Here is a 13,204-nt window from a genome sequence, read left to right on the forward strand (position 1 = left end):
TACCCGTCTTCTCTGTCTCTTAGCAACAACCGTAAAATATAGCACGATTTCCCGCGCCTTGCAAGAAAGGCCCGATCCGGCGCATTTTCGAACGCTTTCCCCCCGTTTTCCGCTCCTGCTCGGAAAATGCAGCCCGCCGGCCGCAGCGGACTGCATTTCCAATTAAGAAGCGTCGGGTCAGCCGTCATCACCGGATTCGTATTTGGCCAGCGCCTGCTCCCTTGTCATGTTCAGACTGTACCCGCCCGGGTACATCGCGTAGTACTGGCTGCCCGGCTCAAGGTCGTAGCCGTAAGCCTTCGCGAGCTCGGAAACAGTCACGCACTTGTAGCCCTGATCAGTCAGACTCGAGATCAGCTTGTCGGCGATATTGCCGGAGGGCGCGTACAGATCATGCATCAGCACGATGGATCCGTCCTTCACCTGATCCATGATGGTCTGGTAGGTCGTATCGTCGTCCTTCGTCTTCCAGTCCAGCGTATCCACATCCCAGAGAATCATCGGCTTCTGGATCGTCTCCACGACAGTCGCGTTCATCAGTCCGCCGGTCGGCCGCATCACGGGCGGCGTGACGCCACTGATGCCGCTGATCACCTCATCGTTGTGGTTCATCTCGTCGGTGATGCCGTCCGCGTCGAGGTCCGTCAGCCATTGGTGGTCATATGTGTGGCTGCCGATCTCCATCCCGAGATCCGCCTCCCGCTTCAGCTGGTCCTTCCAGTACTCCGCCTGCTGTCCCACGACAAAAAACGTGCACTTCGCGCCGTGCTTTTCCATCGCGTCAAGCACGTCGTCCGTGTGCTTCGAGGGACCGTCGTCGTAGGTCAGTGCGACCAGCTTCTGGACACGGGACGGATCCACCACGCCGCTGGCGTCAAAGTACAGATCTTTGACATTGCCTGTGTTGACCCAGCCGGTCGCCATATAGCCGTCGCTCTTGAAATAGTACCGCTGTCCGTCGATGGTCTTCCAGCCGTTCCGGAACGTCGTCCCGTCATCGTTCAGATACCACCAGCCGCTGTCCCCGACATTCCACCCCGGACTGCCCGCCAGTTTCTCATCCGCGGCAGCCACCTCCGCTGTGTCCGTGTCCACGTTCTCCTGTGTCTTCGTGACCTTCGGCGGGACCTGTATCTTCTTTCTGGTGAGAAGAGGTACGGCGATGCAGATCAGCAGCGCGGCCGCCGCGGTGGGAACAGCGATCCTCAGCGTTTGCTCTGTCCGCTTCCGGCGTTCTCTCCTCCGAATCAGTTCATTCTTTGTCATGTGCTCACTTCTCCGTATACGCTATAACTATAACGTTCCGCCCCCTAACAGGCAAGTAAAAAAGAAGGATGCCGCCCGTCTCTGAGCGACATCCTGTTTTTCACAATATACTTCCGCGTCAGCGGTATTTCCGGTCAGAACCGGCGGATCGCGACGATCGAACCGTGAGCCGCGCTGCGGCTGTGGGTGATGCCGGCCTTGGAGCTCTGCGCCTCGATGATGCCTCCGTTGCCGTCGTAAATCGCCACATGGCCGGAGTAAACGATCACGTCGCCGGCCTGCGCTTCCGAGAGAGAGCTCACCGGGCTGCCCGCGTACGCCCACTCGCCGGAGGTCATGTAGCCGCCGCTGTACGCGCCCGCCTGCTGGAGCACCAGCCACACGAAGTGCGAGCAGTCGACGCCGCTCGAAAGGGAGCTGCCGCCGTAGACGTACTTGCCGCCCACATAGGAATCCGCGATCGAGGTGATGGAACCGCCGGCTCCGGAGCCGCCGGACGACGATCCGGATCCTTCCTCCTCGTAGGAATCTTCCTCGTCATCCGAGGACTCCTCCTCATAGGACTCCTCCTCGTCAGCGGATTCTTCCTCGTCGTAGGACTCCTCGTCATCAGAGGACCCTTCCTCGTCGTAGGATTCCTCCTCGTTCGAGGTCTCTTCCTCGTCATAGGTTTCGGTGTTGTCTTCCTCGTCCTCCGTCACTTCCTCGACCGGCTCCGCGCCGCTCTCGGTCTCCTCGTAGGACATATCCTGCTCCTCTTCGCCGAAGGAACGGTCCTCCGTCTCCTCCTCAGAGTTCTCCTGCTCTTTTTCCTTCTCGGCCTCGGCCGCCGCTCTCTCCCGCTCGGCGATCCGCTCCGCCTCGGCTCTCGCCGCGGCTTCCGCCGCCGCGGCCGCCGCCGCCTGCTTCTCCGCCTGAATCTGGCTCAGGCGCTCGTTGGCCTCGTTGATGACCTCATTGAGAGCCGCCGCCTGCTGCTGCGCCTCGGCGATCTGCGCCGCGTAGTCGTCGGAGCTGGCCTGTTTCGCGGCGATCTCGCTGTCAAGGCTGCTCTTCTGCTGATCGAGGGAAGCCTTCTGGGTCTTGAGCGCGTTGTTCTGGTTCTCAAGATCGGACTTCTGGGATTCCAGCTGACCCTTCAGTGTCTGCACCTGGGAAACGGTCTCCTTCAGGCTGTTCAGCTGATCCCGGTCCGTACTGGCGATCTGCTCGGTGTACTCGGTCTTGTTGAAGAACTGCGTGACATCGTTGGATTCCAGCACCGTGATCGCGAGTCCGACGTCTCCGCCGTTCTCATAGATGTACTGAATCCGTTTCTTCATCGCCTCATACTGCTCATCCCGCTTCGCTTCCGCCTGGGACAGCTGCCGGCTCGTCTCGTCGATCTTCGTCTGCGTATCCGTGATCTTACCCTGCGTCGTGTCGATATCCGACTGCGTGTCGTCGATCTGAAGCATCAGGTCTACGAGGTCCGCGTTCATATCACTGATCTGCGCCTGAATATCTTCCCGCTTCACAGCCAGCGCGTCCAGCGCCGCCTGCGTGTTGCTGAGAGCCGCCTGATCGGCGTCGATCTCTGCCCGGACATCTGCTTCCTCATCGGCCAGAACCGGCGCGACGGTCGTCATCGAAAGCACGGACGCAAGTAACACGGAAAGTAATCTTTTCTTCATAACAGCGGTTCTCCTATTAAGCGGCAATGCCCGGTTTCGTCTTCAGCAAGCCTCCGACCGAAGCCTTCTCTGCTACTAACAGGCCCAAGTATAACAAAATAAAAAGGAGAAATCAACTCTTTATTAAAAGTTGTTACAGATTTATTAAATTCAACAGCCGGGTATTTTTGATAGTAAACCGTGGTATGATGTATGTAATAGAAGTTTGACAAATTCCATATTGAAACAGATAGCACGCCCCGACTGGACAGCACATTCTTGCAGTGTATAGCGCGAATCGTTTCAAAGCAGCCGATATTCAGCAGAATCGTCACCAGTCCCCTTAAGAATATGAAAATACAATAAGGAAGGTATACATATGGGCTTTGAACGATACATTGACCCGGAGATACTTGACAAGTTTGAGTATCATAATTATGGCCATGCTCTTGAGATTCTTCATGAATCATTTCCGAACGAGTGGAGCGAGCTGCAGGATTGTCTGAAACAGCTGCGATTGACGATTGCCGATATAAGCACATCAGGCGGAAATGAATCTCCCATTCCGAAGAAGTTTGATGATGTACTTTATCCCTACGGATGGCGTGAAATACGCATCTCGGGCGACCTGATTGATTGCGGACTGGTTGATGTCGGAGTCATCGTGACTCGTGCTGAAGAATTCGGACAGCAAATTCACGCACACTGTTTTGATGTAGTCTGAACGGTTCGTATCCGTTCAGACCGTCTCCTCTTCATGCGAGTCACCGAACTGCGGGACGTCTTTCATCTGCTCTCTGGCGATGATGCCGAGCACATGATCGAAATCATGCCACTCCTGCTCCGTCATGCTGGCCCGGACCTTCGCCAGCGTCCGGTCCACATAGGACATGCTGATGTTGTAATAGTCGAGGTACTTCTGCGTCACCTGAAGGAAATATTCCCGCTTGTCTCTCGTGGACTGAATTTTCTTCAGATAGCCTTTCCGGACAAGGCTGTTGACCTTATAGGCGGCGTTCGGGGAGGAAATCTGGATGAAGCTGGCAAACTCGTTGACCGTCGGGTTCTTCATGGCGTAGATCACCTCCATGCAGAACGTCTCGACGGTCGTCAGCGTCGCCTCCCGGTTGTCGAAATTGCGGAAAATTTCACGGTAGAAATGCAGCTTGAAATTGGAATACACGTTCTTGAATGCTTCCTCTGTGGTCATTGGCCGATACACCCCTTCCGCCTGCCTCTCCAGCCGCAGGCTGATTTCATGATGCTTCCACTGTAGCATCACCTCCGGTCAAAGTATAGCGGAAAATACAGTCCGCCGGACAGAGGGTCCGGGGCGGCGGAAACAGCCGGCGTACGGACGGAAAGGTCAGGGCGGATCACTGGATCACGAACGAAAGCTCCGCCTCCGCCGCCGTACTGCCGTCCACCCGGGCTACGGCCTTCCCGAATCCGACGGGACCCTTTCTTGCCGTGATCTCACAGCGCAACTCCAGCACGTCTCCCGGCGTCACGGGCCGCCGGAACCTTGCCTGCTTCACGCCTCCGAAGAGCACAATCCGCCCGCGGTTCTCCTCCTCCGCAAGGAGGGCCACCGCACCGGTCTGGGCCAGCGCCTCCAGAATCAGCACCCCCGGCATCACAGCCCGCTGCGGGAAATGGCCGAGGAACTGCATTTCATTGGAAGAAACGCACTTTCTTCCGACAGCGTAGCGCCCCGGCTCGCCCTCCGTGATCCGGTCCACCAGAAGAAACGGATACCGGTGCGGAAGAATCTGTTTGATTTCATCTGCGTTCAGCTGCATGTCTGCCTCCTTTGATAAGCCCGTCCGTTTGCGCCGCGCGTCTTACGGGCCTCCGGCGCCGTTCCGCCCCGCGAATCTTCCGGACCTCTCACCGTCTTATTCATGGTATGCGCCGAAAGCCAGTGTGACGTTGTGGCCGCCGAAGCCCAGTGAATTGGACAGCGCGTATCGGATCGGCATCGCCGCGCCCTGTCCGGGCACCACATCGAGGTCGCACTCCGGGTCGGGCTTCTGATAGTGGACCGTCGGCGGTACAAAGCCCTGGTTCACCGCCAGCGCCGTGATCACCGCCTCCACGGCCGCGCTGGCTCCCAGCAGGTGACCGGTCATCGACTTCGTGGAGCTGACCTTCAGCCGGTCCGCCTCCTCTCCGAAAAGGCTTCGGATCGCCGCCGTCTCGCCGGCGTCGTTGAGCTTCGTGGAGGTGCCGTGGGCGTTGATGTAGTCCACATCCGCCGTGGTGATGCCCGCGTCCTCAAGCGCCATGCGCATGCACTCCCGGGCGCCGCTGCCGTCCGGACGCGGCGCCGTGATGTGGTAGGCGTCGCAGTTCGTCCCGTATCCGGCCAGCTCGGCGTAGATCCGGGCGCCGCGCCGCCGCGCGTGGCCGTACTCCTCGAGGATCAGCGCTCCCGCGCCCTCCCCCATCACGAAGCCGCTGCGGTCTGCGTCGAAGGGGATCGACGCCCGGTCCGGGTCCGCCGTGTCCGTCAGCGCCTTCATGGAGGTGAAGCCTCCGATGCAGAGCGGCGTGATCGCAGCCTCCGCGCCGCCCGCCACCATCACGTCGCCGTATCCGTCACGGATATGACGGAACGCGTCGCCGATGGCGTTGCCGGCGCTGGCGCAGGCTGTGACCACACAGGCGCACATCCCCCGCAGCCCGTAGCGGATCGCGATCTGCCCCGCCGCCATATTGGAGATCGTCATCGGGATGAAGAACGGATTGACCCGGTCGTATCCCTTCTCCATGCCTCTCACCTTGTTCTCCTCGACGCTGGAGATGCCGCCGATGCCGCTGGACATCAGGACGCCCCACCGCGTATGCGGTTCATCCAGCTTCTCAAGGCCCGAATCCTCCATCGCCTGCACGGCCGCCGCCATCGCGAACTGCGCGTAGCGGTCCATCCGCCGGCTCTCCCGCCTCTCGACGTACCGCTCGAGGTCGAGATTCTTCACCTCGCCCGCCAGCTTCACCTTCTGCTCCGCCGGATCATAGCGGGTAATCGGTCCGATGCCGCACCGGCCCGCGGTCACGCTGTCCCAGACCTCATCCCGGTCGTTTCCGATCGGCGAGACGATACCGAGTCCGGTGATCACCACTCTTCTTTTCATTTCTCCGACTCCTCTCCCGTCAGATGCCCATACCGCCGTCCACGCCCAGCACCTGACCCGTTATATAGGACGCCCCCGGCTCCGCGAGGAAGGCCACCGCCCGGGCCACCTCCTCCGGACGGCCCTCCCGGCCCGCCGGAATCTGTCTCATCATCGCCTCACGCACGGCTTCCGAAAGCACTTCGGTCATCGCGGTCTCGATCATGCCCGGCGCCACGGCGTTGACCGTGACGTTCTTCCCCGCCAGCTCCTTCGCCAGCGTCTTCGTCAGCCCGATGATGCCGGCCTTGCTGGCCGCGTAGCTGGCCTGCCCCGGATTCCCGTGCACGCCGACCACGCTGGACATGCTGATGATCCGCCCGTACCGCTGCCGTACCATCAGACGGGCCGCCTTCTTCATGCAGTAGAACGTGCCGTACAGATTCGTCTTCAGAACCCGGTCAAAATCCTCCGGCTTCATCATCAGAAGGAGCTGGTCCTTCGTGATGCCCGCGTTGTTCACCAGAATATCCAGACGGCCGGTAAGGGCGGCCGCCTCGGCGAACATCCGATCCGCTTCCGCCGGGTTCGAGAGATCGGCGCCGAGGCAGAGCGTCCGCACGCCCTCCTCGCGGCAGAGACGCTCCGTCTCCCGCGCCGCCGCCTCGCCGCGGCCGTAGTGGATGATGACATCCGCGCCTTCCTTCGCCAGTTCCAGACAAATCGCCCGCCCGATGCCGCCGCTTCCGCCGGTCACCAGCGCGGTCTGACCTGCGCATCGCTTCTCACACATACTGCATATCCTCCAGAGTGTCCACCGATACCGCTTCCGCGCCGGGCAGCGTTCTCCGGACAAAGCCGGCCAGCACCCGCCCCGGACCGATCTCAATGAACCGTTCCACGCCCTGACGCTTCATCTCAAGCAGCGTCTGCTCCATCCGCACGCCGGACATCACCTGCCTCTCAAGAAGCGTCGCGATCTCCGCCGGTCCGGTCTTCTCCGCCGGTCCGCCCAGCACGTTGAAATACACAGGAAACCGCATCGTTCCGAAGGTCACGCGCGGGAAATACCGGTGCAGCGCGAGGGACGCCGGCTTCATCAGCGACGTATGGAAGGCCGAGCTGACCCGGAGCTCCATGCAGCGCCGCGCTCCGGCCTCCTTCGCGAGCTTCTCCGCCGCGCCGACCGCCCCGGCCAGTCCCGAGATCACGGTCTGGCCGGCGGCGTTGTAGTTGGACACCTCCACCATCTCGCCCGTGGCCTCCGCCGCCCTCCGGCATACCTCCTCGACCGCGGCGGAGGGAAGGCCGAGCACCGCGCACATCTTCGTCTCCACGTCTCCGGCCGCATCGGCCATCACCGATCCCCGATAGCGGGTAATGCGCATCAGATCCTGCGGCGTGAAGACGCCCGCCGCGCAGAGCGCGCTGTACTCACCCAGCGACAGCCCGGCCGCGCAGTCCGGCCGCACGCCCCTCTCCTCAAGCAGCGCCATCATCCCCAGCGCGAAGGCGGCCATCACCGGCTGCGTGTACTCCGTGCGGTTCAGTTCTTCCTCCGGTCCCTCGAACATCAGCGTCCGCAGATCAAAATCCACCTCTGCGTCCGCCCGGTCCACCGCCCGGCGGAAGGATGGCTCCGCGTCATAGAAGTCACGCCCCATCCCGACGCGCTGGCTGCCCTGTCCGGCAAACAGAAATGCTGTCTTCATTTGTCCTCCTTATGCCTTCAGCCCGCGGATCACGGCTTCGGCCTCTTCCGCCATTGACCTGAAGATGTCCTCCACCGGACGGATCTCATGCAGCTGTCCGCAGACCTGGCCGGCCATCAGAGAGCCTTCCTCCACGTCCCCGTCGAACACCGCCCTGCGGAGCGATCCGAGCGTGTAATGCTCCAGCTCCTCCAGAGAAGCGCCGGCCCGCTCGCTTTTGATGTACTGGCGCGACATCCGGTTCCGGATGATCCGGACCGGCGCGTTGACCGAGCGTCCGGTCACCACTGTGCTGTTGTCCTTCGCCTTGAGAAGCGCCGCCTTGTAGTTGGGATGAACCGGGCACTCGGCGCTCACAAGAAGCGCGGTGCCGATCTGCGCTCCGCAGGCGCCCAGCGCATAGGCGGCCGCCAGCTGACGGCCGTCGGCGATGCCGCCGGCCGCGATCACCGGCACATCCGGGCCGAGACGATCGATCATCTGAGGCACCAGCGTCATCGTCGTCATCTCCCCGACGTGGCCGCCGCTCTCCGTTCCCTCGGCGATGATGCCGTCCGCGCCGTCCCGTATGAGGCGCACGGCCAGCGCACAGCTCGCGGATACCGGGAAAACGCGGATCCCCGCCGCCTTCCACATACCGATGTACCGGCCGGGATTGCCGGCGCCGGTGGTCACCACGGGGATTTTTTCCCGTGCCACGATCTCCGCCATCTGCTCCGTCTCCGGATTCATCAGCATCAGGTTGACGCCGAAGGGTTTGTCCGTCATGGACCTGCAGATCCGGATGTTCTCCTCGAGCCGGGCGGCGTCCATGCCGCCTGTGCCGATCAGCCCCAGTCCGCCCGCGTTGGAGCAGGCCGCGGCGAAGGATCCCACCGCGATATTGGCCATCCCTCCCTGAATCAGCGGGTATCGGATACCAAGCAGTTCATTCAGTCGTTTCATCGATTTCCTCCCTCTGTCGGACGGCCGGAATGCGCCGCCGGAAGCACTCGGCCGCGGCCTGCATTCCCCCGTCTTTTTTGTTGAAATGGCGGCGTCTCCCGGTTCTCCCCGGTCGCCGTCCGCCTGCCCGTTTTTCCAGTGAAATGGCGGTGACTCACGATTCCCTCCGGCCGCAGTCCGCCTGACAGTTTCTTCCTTCTGCCGGACGCCGCCTCGCTCTTTGCCCGTGTCTGCCTTCCCGTCCGGCTGACCCTCAGAATTCCAGATACGCGCTGCCCCAGGTGAGGCCGGCGCCGAAGCCTACGCAGAAGATACGCGAGCCCGCCCGGATTTTTCCGCCACGGATCAGCTCGTACAGCAGCAGCGGGATGCTGGCGGCTGATGTGTTCCCGCAGACATCCAGGTTCATCGGGAAGAGCTCCTCCCCGAGATGCATCTGTCTCCTCACATGGTCGATGATCCGCCGGTTCGCCTGATGGCAGACGATCCCGTCCGTATCCTCCGCGCGGACTCCGCTCACGCGCTCCATCCGGCGGATCTCGCCGGCGAGAACGCCTGTGGCGAAGCGGAAGACCTGACGGCCGTTCATATGAAGATACGCCTCTTCGAGGAGTGCTTCCTTCCCGTCCTCATCCGGGTGGGCCCAGACGGGGCCGCCCTCCCCGGCTGCAGTCAGCTGGTTCCGGCCGAGGCAGCGCGCCGACAGCGCTTCCCGGTTTCCCTCCGCCGCCGTATGAGAGAAGAAGTGGATCCCCGCCTCCCGCCGCACCACAGCCGCCGCCGCGCCGTCTCCGAAGAGGATCGACGTCTCCCGGTCCGAAAAGTCCAGCATGTCCGAATACTGCTCGGCTCCGATCAGCAGCGCAAGCGGCCTCTCCCCGTCCGCCCGGCTCTCCGGATGCATGTCCCTGTAGGAAAGGAATGCATCCGCCGTCTGCAGCGCGTAGATGAAACCGGTGCAGGCCGCGTTGAGATCGAAGGCCGGAATCCCGGAGGGAATCCCCAGCTCCTGCATCACGAGACACGCGGTGGAAGGAAGAAGATAGTCCGGGCTGCTGGTGGCCGCGATCACAAGACCGATCTCATCCGGATCCGCTCCGCTTCGCTCCAGCGCCTCTTTCGCGGCGCTGACAGCCAGACGGCTCTGGGACTCGCCCGGTCCGCAGATTCTCCGTTCCCGGATCCCCGTGCGGGTTCGGATCCACTCATCGGAGGTGTCCATATACGCCGTCAGCTCGCCGTTGGCCACCCTCCGTTCCGGCAGCGCGTGGCCCATGCCGATGATCCGTATGCCGCTCATCCCTTCTCTCCCTCCGCCCGGTCCTTCGGGCATGCGTTTCCTTCGAAATGCCGGTACTTTTCGTACCGCTCCGCCACCAGCCGATCCGCGGGCACGCGTCTCAGCTCCGCGAGCTCATCGCGGACCGCCGTCTTCAGAAGGCGGCGGATCGCCTCCGGATCCCGCCCGAGACCGCCCGCCGGCTCCGGAAAGACCCGGTCCGCAAGACCGGCCCTCCGGAGATCCGCCGCGGTGAGCTTCATCACCTCACAGGCTTCTCCGCTTCTTGAAGCGTCCTTCCACAGGATGCTGGCGAAGCCTTCCGGCGAGAGCACGGAGTACACCGCGTTCTCCAGCATCCAGATGCGGTCGCCCATCCCGATCGCCAGCGCGCCGCCGCTGCTTCCTTCGCCGGTGACGATGGTGAGGATCGGCGTCCTGAGCATGCTCATCGCCGCCAGATTTTCGGCGATCGCCGTGCTCTGCCCGTTCTCCTCGGCCTCCCGGTCCGGGCAGGCACCGGGCGTATCGATGAACGTGATCACAGGCCGACCGAACTTTTCGGCCTGCCGCATGAGGCGGAGTGCCTTGCGGTAGCCTGACGGCTCCGGCATCCCGAAGCGGCAGGCGAGGTTTTCCTTGAGGTCCCGGCCCTTGCGGTGACCGATGACGGTGACCGGAAGGCCGTCCAAAAAACCGATGCCGCCCAGTATCGCGGCGTCCTCTCCGCCCAGCCGGTCGCCGCAGAGCGCGGTGAAATCCTCGAACAGCGCGCCGATGAACTCCTCGATGTGGGGCCGCTCCCTGTCCCGGGCGATCCGGACCCGCTCCGCCGCTTCCGGTGCGGATGAGCCGGGTACGCCCGCATCTTTCCGCGCCTCACCGGCCTCTGACCCGCCGCTTTCGTCTTCCGGAAGCATTTCACCGGATGCGTCCTCCGCCGGGTTTCCGGGGCGGCCGCCGGCAGACAGGACGGATTCCGGCACCGTGTTTCCGGAGTGGCTGCCGGCGGACAGGACGAGTTCCGGCGCTTCCGGCGCCGCGTTCCCGATGCGGCCGCCGCCCGGTATGACCGTCGCCTGTGCCACATCCTCCGTCCGTCCGAAGCCGTGGAGCCGCAGCAGCCGGGTGATCTCATACTTCATGTCATCCTGCCGGACAATCCGGTCCACGAAGCCGTGCTCAAGCTGAAATTCCGCTCTCTGGAAGCCAGCGGGCAGCTTCTCCCCGATGGTCTGCTCGATCACCCGCGGACCGGCGAAGCCGATCAGCGCTCCCGGCTCGGCGAGCACCACGTCCCCGAGGCTGGCGTAGCTGGCGCTGACGCCGCCGGTCGTCGGGTGCGTAAGCACGGAGATATAGAATCCTCCGTGCTCGGAAAACCGTCTGGCCGCGGCGCCCGTCTTCGCCATCTGAAGAAGCGAGAACATGCCTTCCTGCATCCGGGCGCCGCCGCTGGCGGAAAAAATCACCAGCGGGAGCTGCTGCCGGTCCGCCTCCTCAAAGGAGAGCGCCAGCTTCTCGCCCGCGACAGTCCCCATGCTGCCCATCAGGAACGCTTTTCCCAGCTCCGCGCCGAAGACCGGAATCCCGTTCACAAGCCCTCTCCCCGCCGTCACCGCGTCCTTTGACCCGGTGCGGAGCCGGTTCTCCTGCAGCTTCTGCCGGTAGCCCGGAAACGCCAGCGGGTCCGCCGTCTCCAGCTCCGCGAAATATTCCTCGAAGCTCCCTTCATCGAATAAAGAGGCGAGCCGTTCGTCCGTCCGGTGCGGACCGCCTTTTTTCATTCGGAGCGACCGGTAGGAAAGGAGCTCCTTCCGTTTGTCGGAAAACTGATTCTTCAAGATCTTCCCCTCCGGCTCTCTTCTCCCCAGCGGACGATGGCGTCCGTGTTCTTCTCAAGGAAACCGGTATCCACGTTTCCCACCAGAAAATCCGTGTTGTGCAGGATCAGATACTGAAACTCAATGTTCGTATCGATCCCCTTCACGGTCATCTCCTCGAGCGCCACGCGCATCTTCCGGATCGCCTCAAGCCGCCCCGGCGCATGCACGATGATCTTGGCGATCATCGAATCGTAGTAGGGACTGACCCGGCTTCCCGGATACAGCGCGCTCTCCACCCGGACGCCGCAGCCCGCCGGAAAATGGAGAAAGGAAACGGTTCCGGGACAGGGACGGAAATCCTGAGCCGGATTCTCCGCGTTGATGCGGCACTCGATGGCGTGACCGCTGAAATGCACGTCGCTCTGCTTAAACCCGAGTTCCAGACCGGCCGCGATCCGGATCTGCTCCCGGATCAGATCCACTCCGGTGACCATCTCCGTCACCGGATGCTCGACCTGAATACGGGTATTCATCTCGATGAAGTAGTACCGTCCCTCCCGGTCCAGCACGAACTCCACCGTGCCGGCGCTCACATAGCGGCACGCCTTCGCCGCGCGCAGCGCCGCCCGGAGGATGCCCTCGCGCTGCTTCGCGCTGAGCACCCTCGCCGGACTCTCCTCCAGCAGCTTCTGGTTTCGCCTCTGCATGGAGCAGTCCCGTTCTCCCAGATGAATGATATGGCCATGCGCATCCGCCAGGATCTGCACCTCGATGTGGTGGGGATGGGGAATCAGTTTCTCCAGATAGAGATCCCCGTTCCCGAACGCGGCAGCGGCCTCCGCCTGCGCGCTTTCAAATGCATTCCGTATCTCCGACGCGTCACAGGCAATCCGCATGCCCCGGCCCCCGCCGCCGGCGGATGCCTTCACGATGACGGGATATCCCACCCGGGTGGCCGTCTCCGCGGCCTCGCGCCAATCCTTCAGGATGCCGTCGGATCCTGGCACGACCGGCACGCCGTGCTTCTTCATCAGCTCTCTGGCGCGCTGCTTGTCGCCCATGCTGCGGATCATTCCGGAGGACGGGCCGATGAAGACGATGCCGTTCTTCTCGCACTGCCCGGCGAAATCCGCGTTTTCCGACAGAAAGCCGTAGCCCGGATGGATTGCTTCGCAGTGATAAGCCTTCGCCGCGGCGAGGAGTACGTTCTGATCAAGATAGCTCTTCGCCGCCGGCGCCGGGCCGATGCAGACCGACTCCGTGGCGAACTGCACCGGAAGCGTATCGGCATCCTCCTCGGAATAGGCTGCCACGGTTTCAATTCCCATCTCCTGACAGCACCGGAGGATCCGCATCGCAATCTCTCCCCGGTTCGCAATCAAAATTCTTCTGAACATCGCCGCTCCCC

General features: G+C 62.5%; 13 protein-coding genes. 1 reads left to right on the plus strand and 12 read right to left on the minus strand.

Going from position 1 to position 13,204, the window contains the following annotated elements; genetic code table 11:
- Positions 1-177: 177 nt before the first annotated feature.
- The 3 genes from G4C92_RS04945 to G4C92_RS04955 all read right to left on the minus strand — a co-directional run bounded on the left by G4C92_RS04945 (position 178) and on the right by G4C92_RS04955 (position 3,253).
- Positions 178-1,266, minus strand: a complete 1,089-nt coding sequence (locus G4C92_RS04945) for a polysaccharide deacetylase family protein (protein WP_274941479.1) — start codon at positions 1,264-1,266, stop codon at positions 178-180.
- Positions 1,267-1,400: 134 nt separating this feature from the next.
- Positions 1,401-2,939, minus strand: a complete 1,539-nt coding sequence (locus tag G4C92_RS04950; RefSeq protein WP_274941480.1) for a C40 family peptidase — start codon at positions 2,937-2,939, stop codon at positions 1,401-1,403.
- Entirely contained in the window at positions 2,936-3,253 is a 318-nt protein-coding gene (locus G4C92_RS04955; RefSeq protein ID WP_274941481.1) for a hypothetical protein, read from the minus strand. The genes G4C92_RS04950 and G4C92_RS04955 overlap by 4 nt, the downstream gene beginning before the upstream one ends.
- A 44-nt stretch (positions 3,254-3,297) precedes the next feature.
- Between G4C92_RS04955 and G4C92_RS04960 the strand changes: the two genes are divergently transcribed.
- Positions 3,298-3,642, plus strand: coding sequence for a BglII/BstYI family type II restriction endonuclease (locus G4C92_RS04960; protein ID WP_274941482.1), 345 nt, complete (start codon positions 3,298-3,300; stop codon positions 3,640-3,642).
- A gap of 15 nt (positions 3,643-3,657) precedes the next feature.
- Here the strand turns inward: G4C92_RS04960 and G4C92_RS04965 are convergent, their stop codons facing one another.
- The 9 genes from G4C92_RS04965 to accC form a co-directional block, all read right to left on the minus strand.
- Complete coding sequence (locus tag G4C92_RS04965; RefSeq protein WP_274941483.1) at positions 3,658-4,128, minus strand: MarR family winged helix-turn-helix transcriptional regulator; 471 nt, start codon at positions 4,126-4,128, stop codon at positions 3,658-3,660.
- A gap of 166 nt (positions 4,129-4,294) precedes the next feature.
- The gene (gene fabZ / locus G4C92_RS04970; RefSeq protein ID WP_274941484.1) at positions 4,295-4,720 is read right to left on the minus strand and encodes a 3-hydroxyacyl-ACP dehydratase FabZ; all 426 of its coding nucleotides are present in this window, start codon (positions 4,718-4,720) and stop codon (positions 4,295-4,297) included.
- Between the two features lie 96 nt (positions 4,721-4,816).
- Positions 4,817-6,055, minus strand: coding sequence for a beta-ketoacyl-ACP synthase II (gene fabF, locus G4C92_RS04975; protein ID WP_274941485.1), 1,239 nt, complete (start codon positions 6,053-6,055; stop codon positions 4,817-4,819).
- Between the two features lie 19 nt (positions 6,056-6,074).
- Complete coding sequence (gene fabG, locus G4C92_RS04980) at positions 6,075-6,827, minus strand: 3-oxoacyl-[acyl-carrier-protein] reductase (protein ID WP_274941486.1); 753 nt, start codon at positions 6,825-6,827, stop codon at positions 6,075-6,077.
- Positions 6,820-7,746: an ACP S-malonyltransferase gene (locus G4C92_RS04985; protein ID WP_274941487.1), complete on the minus strand. Its 927-nt coding sequence runs from the start codon at positions 7,744-7,746 to the stop codon at positions 6,820-6,822. The genes fabG and G4C92_RS04985 overlap by 8 nt, the downstream gene beginning before the upstream one ends.
- A gap of 9 nt (positions 7,747-7,755) precedes the next feature.
- Entirely contained in the window at positions 7,756-8,691 is a 936-nt protein-coding gene (locus G4C92_RS04990) for a nitronate monooxygenase (protein WP_274941488.1), read from the minus strand.
- A gap of 253 nt (positions 8,692-8,944) precedes the next feature.
- The gene (locus tag G4C92_RS04995) at positions 8,945-9,991 is read right to left on the minus strand and encodes a beta-ketoacyl-ACP synthase III (protein ID WP_274941489.1); all 1,047 of its coding nucleotides are present in this window, start codon (positions 9,989-9,991) and stop codon (positions 8,945-8,947) included.
- Entirely contained in the window at positions 9,988-11,814 is a 1,827-nt protein-coding gene (gene accA / locus G4C92_RS05000; RefSeq protein ID WP_274941490.1) for an acetyl-CoA carboxylase carboxyl transferase subunit alpha, read from the minus strand. Before accA ends, G4C92_RS04995 begins: the two co-directional genes overlap by 4 nt.
- Complete coding sequence (gene accC, locus G4C92_RS05005) at positions 11,811-13,193, minus strand: acetyl-CoA carboxylase biotin carboxylase subunit (RefSeq protein ID WP_274941491.1); 1,383 nt, start codon at positions 13,191-13,193, stop codon at positions 11,811-11,813. The genes accA and accC overlap by 4 nt, the downstream gene beginning before the upstream one ends.
- Between the last annotated feature and the right edge of the window lie 11 nt (positions 13,194-13,204).

The organism is Chordicoccus furentiruminis, from assembly GCF_019355395.1.
GTDB classification, from domain to species: Bacteria; Bacillota; Clostridia; order Lachnospirales; family Lachnospiraceae; genus Chordicoccus; species Chordicoccus furentiruminis.